The organism is Embleya hyalina (assembly GCF_003967355.1).
GTDB classification, from domain to species: domain Bacteria; phylum Actinomycetota; class Actinomycetes; order Streptomycetales; family Streptomycetaceae; genus Embleya; species Embleya hyalina.
In genome coordinates, this window is the sequence record NZ_BIFH01000045.1 from 113,986 (window position 1) to 130,738 (window position 16,753).

At 70.8% G+C, this 16,753-nt stretch carries 13 protein-coding genes; 4 read left to right on the forward strand and 9 right to left on the reverse strand.

Annotation, left to right across the window (positions count from 1 at the left end):
• Positions 1 to 36 precede the first annotated feature (36 nt).
• Positions 37 to 804 (reverse strand): thioesterase II family protein, encoded by a 768-nt coding sequence (locus EMA17_RS43580; protein WP_126642769.1) that lies wholly within the window; start codon positions 802 to 804, stop codon positions 37 to 39.
• Positions 805 to 1,918: 1,114 nt separating this feature from the next.
• Here EMA17_RS43580 and EMA17_RS43585 point away from each other — a divergent pair.
• Positions 1,919 to 4,639 (forward strand): helix-turn-helix transcriptional regulator, encoded by a 2,721-nt coding sequence (locus EMA17_RS43585; RefSeq protein WP_160161782.1) that lies wholly within the window; start codon positions 1,919 to 1,921, stop codon positions 4,637 to 4,639.
• Positions 4,640 to 4,709: 70 nt separating this feature from the next.
• Here EMA17_RS43585 and EMA17_RS43590 read toward each other — a convergent pair whose 3' ends face one another.
• The 5 genes from EMA17_RS43590 to EMA17_RS43610 form a co-directional block, all read right to left on the reverse strand.
• Entirely contained in the window at positions 4,710 to 6,458 is a 1,749-nt protein-coding gene (locus EMA17_RS43590) for an MDR family MFS transporter (protein WP_126642771.1), read from the reverse strand.
• 256 nt (positions 6,459 to 6,714) lie between these two features.
• The gene (locus EMA17_RS43595; RefSeq protein ID WP_174861525.1) at positions 6,715 to 7,878 is read right to left on the reverse strand and encodes an acyl-CoA dehydrogenase family protein; all 1,164 of its coding nucleotides are present in this window, start codon (positions 7,876 to 7,878) and stop codon (positions 6,715 to 6,717) included.
• A gap of 101 nt (positions 7,879 to 7,979) precedes the next feature.
• Positions 7,980 to 8,993, reverse strand: coding sequence for a hydroxymethylglutaryl-CoA lyase (locus EMA17_RS43600; protein ID WP_126642772.1), 1,014 nt, complete (start codon positions 8,991 to 8,993; stop codon positions 7,980 to 7,982).
• Positions 8,990 to 10,987: an acetyl/propionyl/methylcrotonyl-CoA carboxylase subunit alpha gene (locus EMA17_RS43605; protein WP_126642773.1), complete on the reverse strand. Its 1,998-nt coding sequence runs from the start codon at positions 10,985 to 10,987 to the stop codon at positions 8,990 to 8,992. The genes EMA17_RS43600 and EMA17_RS43605 overlap by 4 nt, the downstream gene beginning before the upstream one ends.
• 12 nt (positions 10,988 to 10,999) lie before the next feature.
• Complete coding sequence (locus EMA17_RS43610) at positions 11,000 to 12,604, reverse strand: carboxyl transferase domain-containing protein (RefSeq protein WP_126642774.1); 1,605 nt, start codon at positions 12,602 to 12,604, stop codon at positions 11,000 to 11,002.
• 77 nt (positions 12,605 to 12,681) lie between these two features.
• Here EMA17_RS43610 and EMA17_RS43615 point away from each other — a divergent pair, with 77 nt between their 5' ends.
• Positions 12,682 to 13,239 carry a TetR/AcrR family transcriptional regulator gene (locus tag EMA17_RS43615; RefSeq protein ID WP_126642775.1) on the forward strand — a complete coding sequence of 186 codons (558 nt, stop codon included), beginning with the start codon at positions 12,682 to 12,684 and terminating at the stop codon, positions 13,237 to 13,239.
• Positions 13,240 to 13,256: 17 nt separating this feature from the next.
• Here the strand turns inward: EMA17_RS43615 and EMA17_RS43620 are convergent, their stop codons facing one another.
• The gene (locus EMA17_RS43620) at positions 13,257 to 13,967 is read right to left on the reverse strand and encodes a DNA-binding response regulator (protein ID WP_126642776.1); all 711 of its coding nucleotides are present in this window, start codon (positions 13,965 to 13,967) and stop codon (positions 13,257 to 13,259) included.
• 67 nt (positions 13,968 to 14,034) lie between these two features.
• Between EMA17_RS43620 and EMA17_RS43625 the strand changes: the two genes are divergently transcribed.
• Entirely contained in the window at positions 14,035 to 14,901 is an 867-nt protein-coding gene (locus EMA17_RS43625; protein ID WP_126642777.1) for an aldo/keto reductase, read from the forward strand.
• 145 nt (positions 14,902 to 15,046) lie between these two features.
• On the opposite strand, the gene EMA17_RS43630 is transcribed toward EMA17_RS43625, so the two are convergent.
• Together EMA17_RS43630 and EMA17_RS43635 are read right to left on the reverse strand one after the other, a co-directional pair.
• Positions 15,047 to 15,523 carry an SRPBCC family protein gene (locus EMA17_RS43630; protein WP_218043250.1) on the reverse strand — a complete coding sequence of 159 codons (477 nt, stop codon included), beginning with the start codon at positions 15,521 to 15,523 and terminating at the stop codon, positions 15,047 to 15,049.
• Positions 15,524 to 15,663: 140 nt separating this feature from the next.
• Positions 15,664 to 16,080 (reverse strand): nuclear transport factor 2 family protein, encoded by a 417-nt coding sequence (locus tag EMA17_RS43635; RefSeq protein WP_126642779.1) that lies wholly within the window; start codon positions 16,078 to 16,080, stop codon positions 15,664 to 15,666.
• Positions 16,081 to 16,168: 88 nt separating this feature from the next.
• Between EMA17_RS43635 and EMA17_RS43640 the strand changes: the two genes are divergently transcribed.
• Positions 16,169 to 16,609, forward strand: coding sequence for a MarR family winged helix-turn-helix transcriptional regulator (locus EMA17_RS43640; protein ID WP_126642780.1), 441 nt, complete (start codon positions 16,169 to 16,171; stop codon positions 16,607 to 16,609).
• The last annotated feature ends 144 nt before the right edge of the window (positions 16,610 to 16,753 follow it).

Here is a 16,753-nt window from a genome sequence, read left to right on the forward strand (position 1 = left end):
CCAACCCCCCTACAGCGCCCCCGATCCCCAAATGCCTTATTGCGTAGGCGAGTTGTCCCGCACCTGCTCGACGATGATCTGCATGAGGGATGCGGCATGGGTATTCAGATAGAAATGGCCGCCGTCGAAGACGTGCATGTCGAACGGGCCGCGGGTGTGCTCTTTCCAGCGCAGACCCTCCTCCCGCGTCACGTGCGGGTCGGCGTCGCCGATCAGCGCCACGACAGGGCAGCCGACGGTGGCTTCCGGAGGTCGGCAGCGATAGGTCTCCACGGCCTTGTAGTCGCTGCGCAGGGTGGGAAGGATCATCCGGAGCAGCTCCGGATCGTCCAGCATCCGCGCGTCGGTTCCGTCCAGGCGCTGGAGTTCGGCGATCAGGGCGCGGTCGCCGGCCCGGTGCACGGACTCCTCCCGCACCGACGAAGGAGAACGTCTGCCGGAAGCGAAGAGGACAAGCGGTGAGACACCCTTCTCCTCGAGTCTTCTGGTGACCTCGAAGGCGATCACGGCGCCCATGCTGTGGCCGAAGAACGCCAGGGGTCGATCCGCCAGCGGGAGCAATTCCGCGGTGAGCCGGTCGGCCAGGGTTCCGATGTCCTCCACGCACGGTTCCCGGCGGCGATCCTGTCGGCCCGGGTATTGGATCGCCAGGACGTCGAGTTCCGGTGCGAGCTGCCTGGAGACGGGGAAGAAGAACGAGGCGGCACCGCCCGCGTGCGGGAAACAGACAAGACGGGCGCCGGAAGCGGAAGCGGCGTGGAAGCGTCGCACCCATGCACCGGTACCTGTGGTCGCTGCTGTCATGTCGACTCGGCGTTCCTTCCGTTCATTTGCCCGTTGTTCGTTCGGTCGTTCGTTCGGTCGTTCGTTTCCGAGCTCCGATGCCCGATTGATGCAGGCGCTTCGGATCGCATCGGATCGGATCCGTTCGAATCGGCTCGACTCGGCTCGGCTCGAACAGGTTCGGCTTCCGTCGTCCCGACGAATGCCGTGGCCGCGCACCCCGCGGCGGATCCACCGTCACATCGGCGAATTCCCGTGTTCTCATACGCCAGTTGTGCACTCCTCGCCCGCTGCGTCTCCGCCGCGGCATCCCCGTCGCGACAATCTCCCGGCGGAAGACGACGTTCGCGCGCCCCCGGCCCCCGTGACGGCGATCTCGTCGGCAGGTCACGCGCAGGAGGAATCGGCGCCGATGGACCTGCGGCCCATCACGATGCAGGCGCTCCGTATGGCGCTCCATATGCCTTGCGCAGGATGACCCGATCCCCGGGCACCGTCCCGTTCATTCCACACCCTGTGCCGGAGCGGTGGCTACCGGGATCACCCCCCTGAAGCACGCGCCCGGGCTCCCCTACCGGCCCCCCTACCCGCTCCCGGAGCCTTCCCGGACCCACCCCGAGCCCACCCCGAGCCCACCCCGGACCCACTCCCGCTCCACTTCCGACCCGCCCGCCACCCTCGGCCCACCCCGTCCCGCGGGTTCGGGCGCCGCGGCCGGCGCGCGCCACCAACCGGTCGTAACGCGGCTCACATGGGCACTCGACGCACAGGGAGTGCCATTTTCCCTTCATCCGCACGTCATGGACGGTCCGTCATCGCGGAAGGCCGGATTCCGCCTTCGAGTTACCTATGAGTAATCAGTTACACCAAAGTTCCCACTCGGCCAAGAATCTTGGATGACTTTTGACCTTCGCCTGCTGACCCGAATCAGTGACCTGCAACTTCCTGCCATGCAGCTTGTTCCCCCCCATGCGAGAGTTGCGCATACCTAGAATCACCAGCATCCGAGCATTGCAAACCGGCTCGTTTGCGTACGCGGCGGCCGAACCGTTTGATTGCCCAGGAGCGTCTTTCAGGTCACGAGACGGGGGTCTCGGGACCTTCCCACGGGATGGCGCACGTTACGGGGGATTTCGTGAGAATCATCGATCAGGAGTCCGAACTCAACGTACTGGAGTCCGCATTGGCGGACTGTCTATCGGCCCAGGGCCGAATCGTTCTCGTCGAGGGGGCCGCCGGCTGCGGCAAGAGCGAGCTCATCGAGGCGTTCGCGGACCGGGCCGTGTCCCGGGGCGCGACCGTGCTCTTCGCCGCGGGCTCGGCCGCCGAGCGGGATGTACCTCTCGGTGTCCTACGGCAGCTTCTCGACGGCCTGCCGACACTCGAACCACCGGAGCTCCAGGAGCAGGACTCCGAAGCTCTGATGATCGAAGCCATGCGGGAGCTGCACACGAAGATGTGCGGCATCGCGGAGAGCGGGCCCGTCGTCTGCTGCGTGGACAACCTGCAGCATGTGGACGCCGCGTCGCGGCGGTTCCTGCAATACATGGCGCGCCACAGCCGATCCGGCCGGATCCTGCTGGTCGCGTCACAGACTCGGCACTACAGCCCGCTCGACGCCGAGTTCACCACCGAACTCATGCGCCGCCCGGAGCTGGTACGCATCCAGTTGCAGCCGCTGACGGCGACCCAAGTGGCCACCGCCGCCGCGCGGTTCCCCGGTCTCCTCGACCGGGAGCGGCTGACCGACGACCTGTACCGGATCAGCGGCGGCAACCCGCTGCTGCTGCGTGCCCTGGCCTCGGAGCACACGGAGCTGCGGCCCACCGCGTCGGCGGAGCGGGGCGCGATCCGGCCCCAGCCCGGCGGGGCGTACGCCCGGGCGGTGGTCACATGTCTGCAAAGCTGCGGCCAGAACGTGCTGAAGCTGGCTGCGGCGACCATCGTGCTCGGCCCGCTCACCACGCCCGCCCTGATCGCGCAGCTGGTGGGCATCACCCGGACCGAGGCGGCCCAGGGCATGTCCGCCCTGAAGGCCTCGGGGCTGCTGCACGAACAGGGGCTGCGTCACCCGGTCGTCACCACGACCGTCGTGGATCATCTGGCCCCGGGCACCCTGGCCGCGATGCACCGGGACGCGGCCGAACTGCTGTACGAGAGCAACGTCGACCCGAACGTGGTGGCCCGGCATCTCCTCGACTCGCACGCCCACGGGCCGCTGGAGGACGCCCCGCCCTGGGCGTCCGGTCTGTTAAGGGCGGTGGCGGAGGAGGCCGTGAAGGGCGAGGACGTCTGCCGTGCGATCACCCTGCTGGAGCTGGCCCACGACACGTGTGTGGACGCGCAGAAGCGGGTGACCGTCAAGCTTCGGCTGTCCACCATCGCGTGGCGTGTCGACCCGGGTCTGTCCGAGCGGTATCTCTCCGAGGCCACGGAGGCGGTGCGCGCCGGCACGGTGTCGGCCGCCCAGATTCTGCCTCTGCTCCATCGGCTGACCGCCCAGGGACGGATCGCCGACGCCCTGGAGATGCAGGACCGGCTCTCCGCGGCCCTGTCCGACTCGGGGCGCGCGCCCACCGATCGGGGTACCGCCCCCGAGCCCGCGGCGGTCTCGCCGCTCACCTCGCAATCGGACAACTCGGTTCAGCTCGCGGAGCTGGGCGAGACACACTCCTACGCGGCGCTCGACGCCAACACCACCGACATCGAACGATTCCTCGCGACGACCACGCTGAGCACGGCGACGATCCAACCGATCGTGCAGGCACTCATCACCCTGACCTGCTCCGAGGAGGCGGAACGATGCGTGGACTGGTGCCAGGTGTTCCTGGAGCAGGCGTTGGGCCGCGCCACTCCGGGCTGGCAGTCGCTGTTCTCGTCGATGAAGGCGCTGGTGCTGCTGCGGCTCGGCGACCTCGAGGGCGCCGAGGAGCACGCGCTGGAGTCCCTGGCGCGGCTGCCCGATCAGCGGGGCAGCAACTTCGCCTTCTCGCCGATCTCCACGCTGCTGCGGGCGCGTACCGAGATGGGCAACTACGTCGATGCGGCGGCCCTCGTCGAACAGTCGGTCCCGGACTCGCTGCACCTGTCGATCCACGGTCTCGCCTACTTCCGTGCCCGGGCCCGCTACTACCTGGCGACTCGTCAGTTCCAGGCCGCGCTCAGCGACCTGTACGAGGCCGGGCGGCTGATGAAGCAGTGGGGCATGGACCGTCCGACGTTGCTTCCGTGGCGTACGGAGGCGGCCGAGGTGCTTCTCGAGATGGGTCATCCCCAGCGGGCCGAGCGGCTGGTGCTGCGCCAGTTGTCGATGGTCGACGCCCGCAATCCGTGGGTGCGCGGCACGTCGCTGCGTCTGCGGGCGGCGACCAGCGAGCCGAAGAAGCGGCTACCACTGCTCCAGCAGGCGATCATGGAGCTGCGCAAGTCCGGTGATCGGGTACAACTGGCCCGGGCGATGGCGGACTTGAGCGAGACGCTGGTCGCACTCGGCGATCCGCTGGCGAGCCTGATCGGACAGGAGGCACTCGCGCTGGCCGCGGAGTGCAAGGCCGCGGTGCTGCACGAACGTATTCTCCGCGGCAGCCTGTCGGCTTCCGCGCCGCGTGCCATGGCGGAGTCCCCGCTGGACGTCCGGGGGTCGGACCTGGGGACCACGCTCAGCGAGTCGGAGCAGCGGGTCGCGGCACTCGCCGCTCTCAAGTACACGAACCGCGAGATCTCGGGGCTGCTCCACATCACCGTGAGTACGGTGGAGCAGCACCTGACCCGCGTGTATCGCAAGCTGAACATCAGCCGTCGCCAGGACCTGCCGACCATCCTCGAACTCAACACGCTGGAGGCCTCCGCGCAATGACCCGCGAGGGTCCCCGGGCGGATGTGCCCGGGGACCCTTCGCGGGGCGGGGGTGTTCGGGGGTCCGGGGCTCAGTCGCGGGCCGGTTGCGGGGTCGGCTTCGCGCCGGACGCGAAGTCCGGGTCCACGTCAGAGTCCCTGGGCGCGCCCAGGACCGCGTCCGCGTCCGGCTCCGTGGCCGCCGTCACGACGACCGCCGCCACGCCCGCCTCCGTCTCCCGAGCGCCGTCCGCCTCGGCTCCCGAGTTCTCCGGCTCGCCGCCGTCGGCGGCCTTCGCGTTGGTGTCGCGCAGCGGCACCTCACGGATGAACCAGGCGACCGCGAACGTGAGGACACCGATCACGGCACCGCCGATCGCGACCGCGTGCAGCCCGTTCGTCATCCCGTCGGCGAAGGCGTCCCGTACCGGCGCGGGCAACGAACGCAGCCGCTCCGGGGTCAGGTTGTCGTCCACCGGCGTGCCGCCGCCGGACGCACCGAGCCGGTCGGCGATCGTGTCCTTGACCGAACGGGTGAACAGCACGCCGAGCAGCGCCACACCCAGCGAGGCGCCGATGAGCCGGGCCAGCGTGTTCGCGCCGTTCGCCGCGCCCATGTCGCGCACTTCCACGCTGTTCATGGTGATCACCACCGTGTTCTGGACCAGGCATCCCACGCCCAGCCCGATGACGGCGGTGAGCAGGGAGCCGACCAGGGTGTTCGTGCCGGACTCCAGGATCAGCAGGAGCAACATTCCGACGGTGATCAGCCCGCCGCCGAGGATCGGGAAGATCCGGTACCTGCCCCGCTTGGCCACGATGATCGCGGCGATGACCATCATGTCCACCATGCCCAGCATCATCGGCAGGAGCAGCAGGCCGCCCTTCGTCGACGAGGCGTCCCGGGCGAACTGGGTGTACTGGGGCAGGAAGTTGGTCGCCGTGAACATGGCGGCGCCGCTGAGGAAGGCGAGCAGCTGGGCGACGACGAAGTTCCGGTCGCGGAACATGCGCGGCGGCATCAGCGGCTCGTCCACCCGGCGCTGGACGTACCCGAAGGCGACCAGCGCCACGAGCGAGACGAGCGCGAGGCCGACGATCTGGAACGAGCCCCACGCGTACTCCGTGCCCGCCCAGCTCGTCAGCAGGGTCAGCGCCACGATGCCGACGGTCAGCAACCCGGTGCCCACGTAGTCGATCTTCGCCCGGGCGGTCGGGGTCGCGGTGTGGATGAACAGGCCGGTGACGATCAGGGCCACGATTCCGATGGGCACGTTGACGTAGAACACCCAGCGCCAGTCGAAGTGATCGGTGAGGAAACCGCCGATCAGCGGACCACCCACGAAGGCGGTCGGCATCATCACCGCCATCATGCCCTGGATCTTGCCGCTCTGCCGGGGCGGCACCAGCTCGCCGATGATCGCCATGGCACCGACCATCAGCCCACCACCGCCCAGCCCCTGTAGGGCTCGGAAGCCGATGAGCTGGGCCATGTCCTGCGCCACTCCGGAGAGGATCGACCCGGCGAGGAAGAGGGTGATCGACAACATGAAGACTTTCTTGCGGCCGTACAGGTCGCCGAGCTTGCCCCAGATCGCCGTGGATGCCGCGGTGGCCAGCAGATAGGCCGTGATCACCCAGGAGAGGTGGTCGAGACCGCCCAGATCACCGACGATGGTGGGCAGCGAGGTGGCGATGATCAGGCTGTCGAGCATGGCGAGGAACATGCCGAGCATCAGCCCGCTGATGCCCACCCAGAAGAAGCGCCCGAGCACGACATCGTCCCCGCCGGGCGCGTCGGACGGCCCCCGGTCCTGCTCCACTGTTCCCGTCTCCGGCATCTGCCCATTCCTCTCCGAACGTGCCGACCGTCCCCGCCACCGGGCGTGCGACGGCCGGGGTACGCGCCCCGACCTTGTGGCGCGCTCGATATCAGCGTGCTGCTCGGATCCCGGCGATGCCCACGACGTTTGTCACTGGTGTGCGGGTCGCCCTCGCGCGGCCCCGGCACGGTCACCTCGGTCATCGGGTCGAGCACGACGAACGCCCCGCCGTGGGTCACGGCGGGGCGTTCGTCGGATCGAACGGGTGGTCGATTCAGCGGGGCAGGCCCAGTTCCCTCGCGATCAGCATGCGCTGGACCTCGCTCGTGCCCTCGCCGATCTCCAGGATCTTGGCGTCGCGCCAGAAGCGGGCCACCGGGAACTCGTTCATGAAGCCGTAGCCGCCGTGGATCTGGGTGGCGTCGCGGGCGTTGTCCACCGCGCTCTCCGAGCTGTACAGCTTGGCCAGCGCGGCCTCCTTCTTGAAACCCTCGCCGTGCACGAGCAGCGAGGCCGCGTGCCGCCAGCCCAACCGCGAGTTGTGCGCCCGCAGTTCCATGTCGGCCAGCTTGAACGCGATCGCCTGATTGGCGCCGATCGGCCGGCCGAACGCCTCGCGCTCACCGGCGTAGCGCACCGACTCGTCCACGCAGCCCTGGGCCAACCCCGTGGCCAGCGCCGCGATGGCCACCCGGCCCTCGTCCAGGATGGACAGGAACTGGGCGTAGCCGCGCCCGCGTTCGCCGAGCAGGTTCTCCGCCGGGACGCGCACGTCGGTGAACGACAACTCGCGGGTGTCCGAGCAGTTCCAGCCGACCTTGGAGTAGGGCGGTGCGACGGTGAAGCCCTTGGTGCCCGCCGGCACGATGATCGTGCTGATCTCCTTGCCGCCGTCGCCCTTGGTGCCGGTGACCGCGGTGACCGTGACGAAGCCGGTGATGTCGGTGCCCGAGTTGGTGATGAAACACTTGCCGCCGTTGATCACCCACTCCCCCGTCGCCTCGTCCATGCGGGCGGTGGTGCGCGTGGCGCCCGCGTCGGAGCCGCCGCCGGGCTCGGTCAGGCCGAAAGCCCCCAGCATCTCGCCGCTGGTCAGCTTCGGCAGCCAGGTCTGCTTCTGCTCCTCGGTGCCGAAGCGGTGAATCGGCATCGCGCCCAGCGAGACGGCCGCCTCGAGGGTGATCGCCACGGAGGAGTCGACCCGGGCCAGTTCCTCCAGGACCAGGCCGAGCGCGAGGTAGTCGCCGCCCATGCCGCCGTACTCCTCGGGGAACGGCAGGCCGAACAGGCCCATCCGGCCCATCTCGCGGATGATCGCGTACGGGAACTCGTGCTTCTCGTACAGGTCGCCGATCGCGGGCGCGATCACGTCCTTGGCGAACTCGGCGACCGTGCGTCGCAGTTGCTCGTATTCCTCGTCGAGGCGGTGGTCCAGCATGATCCGGGCTCCCGGGTTCGGTGGCGGGGGACGGACCGGGCCGCCGTGGCGGCGTCGGTGCGTCGGAGGTGGTTCGGTGGCTGCCGGGCAGGCAGCCGCGGCTACGCGGTGGTGGTGGCGGTGGTGGCGGCCGGGTCGGCGAGCACCAGGCCGTGCGCGTCCACCCGCTTGCCGATCAGCGCCTGGACCGCGCGCGAGGGGCTGGGCCGGCCGAGGAGGTCGGCCATCCAGGCGCTGGTGGCCACCAGCGCGCCCAGGTCCACGCCGGTCTCGATGCCCAGGCCGTGCAGCATCCACACCAGGTCCTCGGTGGCGAGGTTGCCGGTCGCGCTCTCCGCGTACGGGCAACCGCCCAGGCCGCCCGCCGAGGCGTCCACGGTGGTCACCCCGAAGCGCAGCGCGGCGAGGGTGTTGGCCAGCGCCTGACCGTAACTGTCGTGGAAGTGCACCGCGATGCGCGACGCCGGCACGCCCGCCTCGGCGAACGCGGTCAGCAGCGCGGTGACGTGTCCGGGAGTGGCCGCGCCGATCGTGTCGCCCAGGCTGAGCTGCGAACAGCCCATCTCCACCAGGGCCTTGCCGACGCGCACCACTCGGTCGAGCGGGACGGGCCCCTCCCACGGGTCGCCCCAGCACATGGACAGGTAGCCGCGCGTGTCGATCCCGGCGGCGCCGGCCCGCTCGACCACGGGGGCGAACATGGCCAACGACTCGGCCACCGTGCGGTTGAGGTTGCGCCGGGCGAAGGTCTCGGTGGCGCTGCCGAACACCGCGATGCGGTCGGCGCCCAGCTCGACGGCGCGGTCGAAGCCACGCTCGTTGGGCACCAGGACCGGCAGGCGGCGATCGGCGGCGGCGATCTCGACGTCGGCCCGCACCGCCGCGAACACCTCGGCGGCGTCGGCGAGTTGGGGCACCCACTTGGGCGGTACGAAGCTGGTCACCTCGATCGTGCGCAGGCCCGCGCGGGCCAGTCGGCGAACGAACTCGATCTTGGCCTCGGTGGGCACCACGCCGGACTCGTTCTGGAGTCCGTCACGAGCACCCACCTCGTGGATGAACACCCGCTCCGGCAACCCGGGTTCGGGGCGCACATCCGGCAGTCGACGCGTCATCGCCCCGCCGCCTCTCCGTCGGTCCCGCCGGCTGCGACGCCGTCCGCCTCCGCGTCCGGTTCCACCACCGCCAGCGTCTGGTCCATCGCCACCGACGCGCCGACCACCGCGCCCAGTTCGGCGACCACGCCGGCGAACGGCGCGGTCAACGCGTGCTCCATCTTCATCGCCTCCACCACGACCACGGTCTGTCCCCGGGCGACCCGGTCCCCGACGGCGGCCTTGACCAACGTCACCGTGCCGGGCATCGGCGAGGTCAGCGCGCCGGTGTGCGCCGCGCCGCCGGCCGCCTCGGCCCGTACGGTGTCCACCTCGCTCACGCGCCAGGTGTCCGGCCCGTAGGCGAGCCAGCGCACCCCCGACGACTCGGCGACGTAGTCGAAGCGCCGGGTCAGCCCGTCGTACCCGACCGAAAGTCCGCCCGGCACCGCCGAGACCGAGGCGGACACGGCCGGCCCGCCGTCCACCGAGACCTCGCCGTCGCGCACCCGCACCTCGATCGGCTCGCCCGGCCCGATCCGCAACACGTGCGTGTCCCACGCCGGTCCGCCCACCCGCCAGCCGGTCTGCGCCGCGAACGGGTCCGCCCAACCGTCGGCGGGCACCCGCTCGGCCCGCGCCGCGAGCGCCGCCGCGACGGCCACCTCCGGCGGCGCCGGATGCCCGGTCAGCTCGTCCGTCCTGGCCTCCACGAGGCCGGTGTCCAGGTCGCCCGCCAGCACCGCCGGGTCGCCCAACAGCCGGTGGAGGAAGCCGAGGTTGGTGGTCACCCCCAACACCCGGGTCTGCGCGAGCGCCGCCCGCAGTCGGTTGATCGCCGTCGCCCGGTCGTCGCCGTAGGCGATCACCTTGGCCAGCATCGGGTCGTACGAACTGCCGACCTCGCCGCCCTCGCGCAGCCCGGAGTCGACCCGGACGCCTTCGAGTTCCGGCTCACACACCGTCAACACCCGGCCGCCCGTGGGCAGGAAGCCCCGATCGGGGTCCTCGGCGTAAATCCGCGCCTCGACCGCGTGCCCGTGCATCGACACGTCGGACTTGCCGATCGCGGCGCCGGCCGCGATCCGCAGCTGGCTCTCCACCAGGTCGACGCGGGTGACCAGTTCGGTCACCGGGTGCTCGACCTGGAGGCGCGTGTTCATCTCCATGAAGTAGAACGAGCCGGGATCCTCCGACGGCACGATGAACTCGATCGTGCCCGCGCCGACGTATCCGCAGGCCCGGGCGGCACGCACGGCGGCGGCGCCCATCGCGGCCCGGGTGTCCGCGTCGAGCAGCGCCGACGGCGCCTCCTCGATGATCTTCTGGTGTCGGCGCTGCAGGCTGCACTCGCGTTCGCCCAGGTGTACGACCGTGCCGTGGGTGTCCGCGAGCACCTGGATCTCGATGTGCCGGGGGCGGTCGATCCAGCGCTCGATCAACAGCGTGTCGTCGCCGAAGGCGCCCTTGGCCTGGCGCCGGGCCGCGGCGATCTCGTCGGCGAGCAACGCGCCGTCGTGCACCAGGCGCATGCCCTTACCGCCGCCGCCCGCCGACGGCTTGATCAGCACGGGGAAGTCGATCTCCCGGGCGATGTCGACGAGTTCGGCGTCGGTCATGCCCGCCGCGCCGCCGCCGGGAACGACCGGGACGCCGTAGGCGGCGACCGTCTCCTTGGCCCGGATCTTGTCGCCCATCAACTCGATCACACCCGCCGGGGGGCCGACGAAGACCAGCCCGGCGCGCGCCACGGCGGCGGCGAACGCGGCGTTCTCGGACAGGAATCCGTAGCCGGGGTGAACCGCCCCGGCACCGGCGCGCACGCCGGCCGCGACCACCGCGTCCACGTCCAGGTAACTCGGCACCTCGACCGCCGCGTCGGCCTCGCGCACGTGCCGCGCGGCGGCGTCCCCCGGCCCGTACACGGTGATCGCGCGCACGCCCAGGCGGCGCAGCGTGCGGATCACCCGGACCGCGATCTCGCCTCGGTTGGCGACCAGTACTGCGTCGAACACGTCGTGACCCCTCTACATCCGGAACAGACCGAAGCGCGGCTCGGCCAGCGGCGCGTTGGCGCACGCCGTCAGGGCCAGGCCCAACACGGTGCGGGTGTCGAGGGGGTCGATGATCCCGTCGTCCCACAGGCGCGCGGTCGCGTAATAGGCGTTGCCCTGCCGCTCGTACTGCTCGCGGATCGGCTGCTTGAACTCTTCCTCGCCGTCCCAGCTCTCGCCGCGCGCCTCGATCTGGTCGCGCTTGACGGTGGCGAGCACGGTGGCGGCCTGTTCGCCGCCCATCACCGAGATCTTGGCGGTGGGCCACATCCACAGGAAGCGCGGGCTGTAGGCGCGTCCGCACATCGAGTAGTTGCCCGCGCCGTGCGAGCCGCCGATCACCACGGTCAGCTTGGGCACGCGGGTGGTGGCCACCGCGGTGACCATCTTGGCGCCGTGCTTGGCGATGCCGCCGTGCTCGTAGTCCTTGCCGACCATGAAGCCGGTGATGTTCTGGAGGAAGAGCAGCGGGATGCCGCGCTGGTCGCACAGTTCGATGAAGTGCGCGCCCTTGACCGCGGATTCGGCGAACAGGATGCCGTTGTTGGCGACGATGCCCACCGGGTGGCCGTGGATCCGGGCGAAGCCGGTGACCAGGGTGGTGCCGTATTCGCCCTTGAACTCGTGGAAGCGCGAGCCGTCGACGATGCGGGCGATCACCTCGCGCACGTCGTAGGGGGTGCGCGCGTCGGGCGGCACGACCCCGTACAACCCGGCCGGGTCGACGGCCGGCGGCTCCACTTCCCGCACGTCCCAGGGCAGTTGCGGCCGGGCACCGAGGGTGCCGACGATGTCGCGGACGATCCGCAGCGCGTCCTTGTCGTCGGCCGCGAGGTGGTCGACCACGCCGGAGATCCGGGCGTGTACGTCGCCGCCGCCCAGCTCCTCGGCGCTGACCACCTCGCCGGTGGCGGCCTTCACCAGCGGCGGGCCGCCGAGGAAGATGGTGCCCTGGTCACGCACGATCACCGTCTCGTCGCTCATGGCCGGCACGTACGCGCCGCCGGCGGTACAGGAGCCGAGCACGGCGGAGATCTGCGGGATGCCCCGGGCGCTCATCTGCGCCTGGTTGTAGAAGATCCGCCCGAAGTGGTCCCGATCCGGGAACACCTCGTCCTGCATGGGCAGGAACGCGCCGCCGGAGTCGACCAGGTACAGGCACGGGAGTCGGTTCTCCAGCGCGATCTCCTGGGCCCGCAGGTGCTTCTTGACCGTCATCGGGTAGTAGGTGCCGCCCTTGACCGTCGCGTCGTTGGCCGCGATCACGCACTCGCGACCGGCGACCCGGCCCACGCCCGCGATGATCCCCGCGGCCGGCGCGTCGCCGCCGTACATCCCGTCGGCGGCCAGCGGCGCGATCTCCAGGAACGGCGTGCCGGGGTCCAACAGGGTCTCCACCCGGTCGCGCGGGAGCAGCTTGCCCCGCGCGGTATGCCGTTCCCGGGCCCGTTCGCCGCCGCCCAACGCGGTGGTCGCCAACCGGGCGCGCAGTTCGCCGACCGCGCGTTCGTGGGCCTCCGCGTTGGCCCGGTAGGCCTGGGACCCCGGGTCGGCGGCTGTGCCGAGCACGTTTTCCATGACACCGCCTCGAGTTAACCTTCGTTCACCTGCCCCCGAGGTTAACCACGGTTAATCCGAGTGTCTAGCATGGACACATGACCGTGAGCCGTCGAGACCAGATCCTGCAGGTGGCCGCCCGGCTGTTCGCCGAGCGCGGCTATCACAGCGTGGGCATGGACGACATCGGCGCGGCGGTGGGCATCAGCGGCCCCGCGCTGTACAAACACTTCCGGGGCAAGGAGGCGATGCTCACCGAGTTGCTGGTCGACATCAGCGAGCAGTTGCTGGCCCGGGGCGAGCTGCGGGCGTCGATCGAGGATCCGAAGCAGGCGCTGGCGGCGCTGATCGAGGGCCAGGTCGAGTTCGCGCTGCGCCACCCGGACCTGATCACGCTGCACGACCACGCGCTCAACCAGGTCCCCACGGCCGAGCGGCACCGGATCCGCCGGGTCCAGCGCGCCTACGTGGAGCTCTGGGTCGAGGTCGCGATGAAGGCCCACCCGAACCGCCTGGACGACCGCGAGGCCCGCGCCGCGGTGCACGCGGCCTTCGGTCTGATCAACTCCACCCCCCACACCCTGCGCACCCCACAGCGCATCCTGGCCCCGATGCTGAGCCGAATGGCGCTGGCGGCGCTGGCGGCGGCGGGGTAGCCGGTGGGCGGGGTGGGTCAGCGGTGCAGTCCCTGTTCGCCGGCGCGCAGGCCGGCCTGGAAGCGGGAGTCGGCGTCGAGCGTGGCCATGAGTTCGGCGACGCGTCGCCGGTAGGTGCGCAGTGAGACGCCCAGCCGTTTGGCCGCCGACTCGTCGGTGCGGCCCGAGCCGAGGGCTTCGAGGATGGCGCGGCCCTCGGCGTCTAGGGTCGTGACGTCGTCGCGCAGGTGGGTGTCGAGGTCCACGGCGGCGTCCCAGATCGCCAGGAACAGCGAGCGAACTCCGTCGACCAGGGTCGGTGAGGTCGTCACGGTGTACGCGCGGCCGGCGGGGGTCTCCGGACCGGCGAGGATCATCACCCGCCGGTCGATGAGGATGGTCTCGTGCGGGAGAGGCGCACGGCTGATCCGCACGAGAGCGCCGCTGCCCTGCACCAGGCGCAGGTGGGCGCGGGCGTCCTCGTCGACGAGGGCGGTCGGGCCGAGGAGCTTTCGGGGGGTGACGTCGGCCGAGCCCGCCGCGCGCGTGCGGCCCCGGAGCGTGGCTCCGGTCCCGGCCCCGCTCCCGGTCCCGGCCCCGGTCGCGGTCGCGGCTCTCAGTCGTGACCAGGTCCCGAGATCCCGGGCGGCACACAGGAATTCGGTCCGCACGGACTCGAAGAGGTGACCCGCGCGGGCGATCAACTCCGCGTCTCCGCACACCGTCGGCAACTCTTCTTCCTCGCGCATCCCGGCAGTCTGGCAGCAAGCTGCCACGCGCTCGCCGGGCGCCGGGACGGCGGACACGATGAGCGTCATGACGATCAAGACCTTCCCCCTCGGCGGGGACCTGACGATCAACCGGCTCGGCTTCGGTGCGATGCGTCTGGCGATGGGCACCTTCGCGGGCCCGGCACGCGATCCCGAGACGGGCATCGCGGTGCTGCGCCGGGCGGTGGAGCTGGGCGTGAACCACATCGACACGGCCGGCTTCTACGGCAGGGACGCGGTGTGGGCCAACGACCTGATCCGCCGGGCCTTGACCCCCTACCGCGACGACCTGGTGCTCGCCACGAAGGTGGGGCCGTTGCCCGGACCCCATGGCGTGCCGATCGGCCACGCGACGGCGGAACAGTTGCGCGGCCTGGTCGAGGCGGATCTGCGCGCTCTGGGTCTGGACCGGCTCGACCTGGTCTATCTGCGGGCAGGCGGGACGACCGAGCCGGGCGGCGAGTCGATCGCCGAACGCTTCGCGGCCCTGGCCGAACTCCGCACGGAGGGCCTGATCCGCCACCTGGGCGTCAGCAACGTCGACACCTCCCAACTCGCCGAGGCCCGGTCGATCGCACCGGTGGCGGCGGTACAGAACCGCCACACGGGGCTGCCGCCGGCCGCGCCCGAGGAAGCGGGCATCGCCCACGTGCCGTACTTCCCCCTGGGCGGCGGCGTCGACGGCGGCCCACACCACCCCGAACGCCTCGCGAGCGTCGCGGCGCGCCTGGGCGCCACCCCGGCGCAGGTCGCGATCGCCGCGTTGTTGGCGACCTCGCCGACGGCCCTGGCGATCCCGGGCACGGGCTCGCTCGCACACCTGGAGGAAAACCTCGCGACGGACGAGCTCACGCTCACCGACGAGGACCTGTCCGAACTACGGGGCCGGCGGGTCGGCCCCGGATCTCCTTGAGCCGCCTTGGAAGTACCCGTGGGTGAGGGCGCCCCCGGGACGGTCTCACCCCTTTCGGCGGCCTACCCGTGTCACGCCTGGGCGTACGCCGCGACGGCCTCGCCGCACCGGCGGCACCCGTGTCCGGCACCGCCGGGCGACCTCGTCACCTGTCGGCGGCGATCTCGGCCAGGTGCCGCAGGGAGTTGGGGAGGTGTTCGGGGCCGAACGGCGGGAATCGGAAGCGCTCCCGGGTGGGTCCCGACGCCGCCGACCAGTCGTAGGTGAGTGTGACCTCTGTTTCCGACTCGCCGAGCGGCGCAAGGTCGTAGCGCCAGGTCCAGCCGCCGAACTCCAGGCCGCCGTCGGCCGTTTCCATCCCGGGCGCCCAGCCGATGGCGCGCGGCGCGTCGAGCACGCGGACCTGGTTGGCCATCCGGTAGTCGCCGTCCGGGTGCCTGGCGTGATACATGGCCATCCGGAAGACCTGCCCCACCCGGGTCAGCGGCGCCCGATCGACGCACTCCTGGACCCATCCGGTGCCGTCGATGGAGGCATGGGTCGTCGGGTCGGCCAGCACCGCGAACACCGTCGCGGCGGGCAGGGCAATGGTCAGGGTGACGCTCACGGTGTCCTGCTTCACGGTCTCCACGCTCCGCACGCCCCTCGTCGTCTCGTCTCGTGTCGTGTCGGTTGTGTCGGTTGTGTCGTCTCCGGCCCCCGCCGGCGCGGAAGGACGACGTACACACGATGGAGACCGCGCGGCGCGGCGAAACTCATCGCTCACGCGTCGTGCGTCCAGGCGATGGAGATCCGCATTTCGCTGAACCGCCAACCCTCCGGGGTCCGCACGGCCGTACCGGCCACGCGCAGGCCGCTGGTCCGGTGCGGCGGTTCGCCCTCACGGTTGAAGTACACGAGTTGGTTCGCGGTGGCCTCGGCTCGGTCGCCGTCGACCCGCACCAGCACATCGCCGTGCACGTGCTGGGTGTGCACTCCCTCGACGTGGCTCTCCTTCAGGAGGGTGGTCACCGCGTCGAGGCCACGCAGTTCCCCGCGCGGCCCGGACACCACCACGTCGGCGTGGTAGACGCGGTGGGCATCGTCGTAGCGGGCCTCGTCCAGCAGGTTGGCGACGTGGGCGAACAGTTCGGCGACTTCGAGCCGGTCGGCGAGCACGGCAGCGGCGGCATCGGACATGGTGTCTCCTTCATTCACGGCCTCTATGTTGGTGAGACCAACACTAACCCCAAGTGTTGGTCCCACCAACATCGATAGAGTGGCCGCCATGGACGAGACCCCGCAGCGCCTGGTGGCGAAGCCCAGCTGGCTGATCACCCAACTGGCCGTGCACGCGCGCCGGTTGGTGAACGACGGGTTCACCGCCGCCGGCGCGCGCGGGTACCACTACCGCATCCTGGCCGCGCTGCACGAGTTCGGGCCCACCAGCCAGGCCCGACTCGGCCGCCGGTGCCGCGTCGACCGCAGCGACATCGTGGCGGCGGTCAACGAACTGGCCGAGGCGGGCTTCGTCGACCGCGCACCGGACCCGGAACACGGCCGACGCAACCGGGTCACCCTCACCCCCAACGGCCTGCACCAACTGCGGCACATGGACACCCTCCTCGATCAGGCCCAGGACGCCCTCCTCAGCCCGCTGTCGACCAACGACCGCCAAACCCTGATCCACCTACTCACCCGGGTACTGGCCCACCACGAACCCCAGTAGCGACACAGACCAAGCCGCACCAGGCACACCGGTTCGCGCGCTGTGCGCCGGCGCCGGATCTGGCTCCGGGACCCGGGGCTTTCGGCGAGGGGGTGTGTTGGCCGGCGAAAAAGCGGCCAGCAGCGGCCGGCAGAGAAGGCGCTC

Bases quoted from the DNA above. Each gene is read 5' to 3' on its own strand.
- EMA17_RS43635 (WP_126642779.1), bottom strand. From the start codon at position 16,080: ATGTCCGATGCCGCCGCTGCCGTGCTCGCCGACCGGCTCGAAGTCGCC.
- EMA17_RS43610 (WP_126642774.1), bottom strand. From the start codon at position 12,604: ATGGAAAACGTGCTCGGCACAGCCGCCGACCCGGGGTCCCAGGCCTAC.
- EMA17_RS43595 (WP_174861525.1), bottom strand. From the start codon at position 7,878: ATGCTGGACCACCGCCTCGACGAGGAATACGAGCAACTGCGACGCACG.
- EMA17_RS43615 (WP_126642775.1), top strand. From the start codon at position 12,682: ATGACCGTGAGCCGTCGAGACCAGATCCTGCAGGTGGCCGCCCGGCTG.
- EMA17_RS43600 (WP_126642772.1), bottom strand. From the start codon at position 8,993: ATGACGCGTCGACTGCCGGATGTGCGCCCCGAACCCGGGTTGCCGGAG.
- EMA17_RS43640 (WP_126642780.1), top strand. From the start codon at position 16,169: ATGGACGAGACCCCGCAGCGCCTGGTGGCGAAGCCCAGCTGGCTGATC.
- EMA17_RS43620 (WP_126642776.1), bottom strand. From the start codon at position 13,967: ATGCGCGAGGAAGAAGAGTTGCCGACGGTGTGCGGAGACGCGGAGTTG.
- EMA17_RS43580 (WP_126642769.1), bottom strand. From the start codon at position 804: ATGACAGCAGCGACCACAGGTACCGGTGCATGGGTGCGACGCTTCCAC.
- EMA17_RS43590 (WP_126642771.1), bottom strand. From the start codon at position 6,458: ATGCCGGAGACGGGAACAGTGGAGCAGGACCGGGGGCCGTCCGACGCG.
- EMA17_RS43625 (WP_126642777.1), top strand. From the start codon at position 14,035: ATGACGATCAAGACCTTCCCCCTCGGCGGGGACCTGACGATCAACCGG.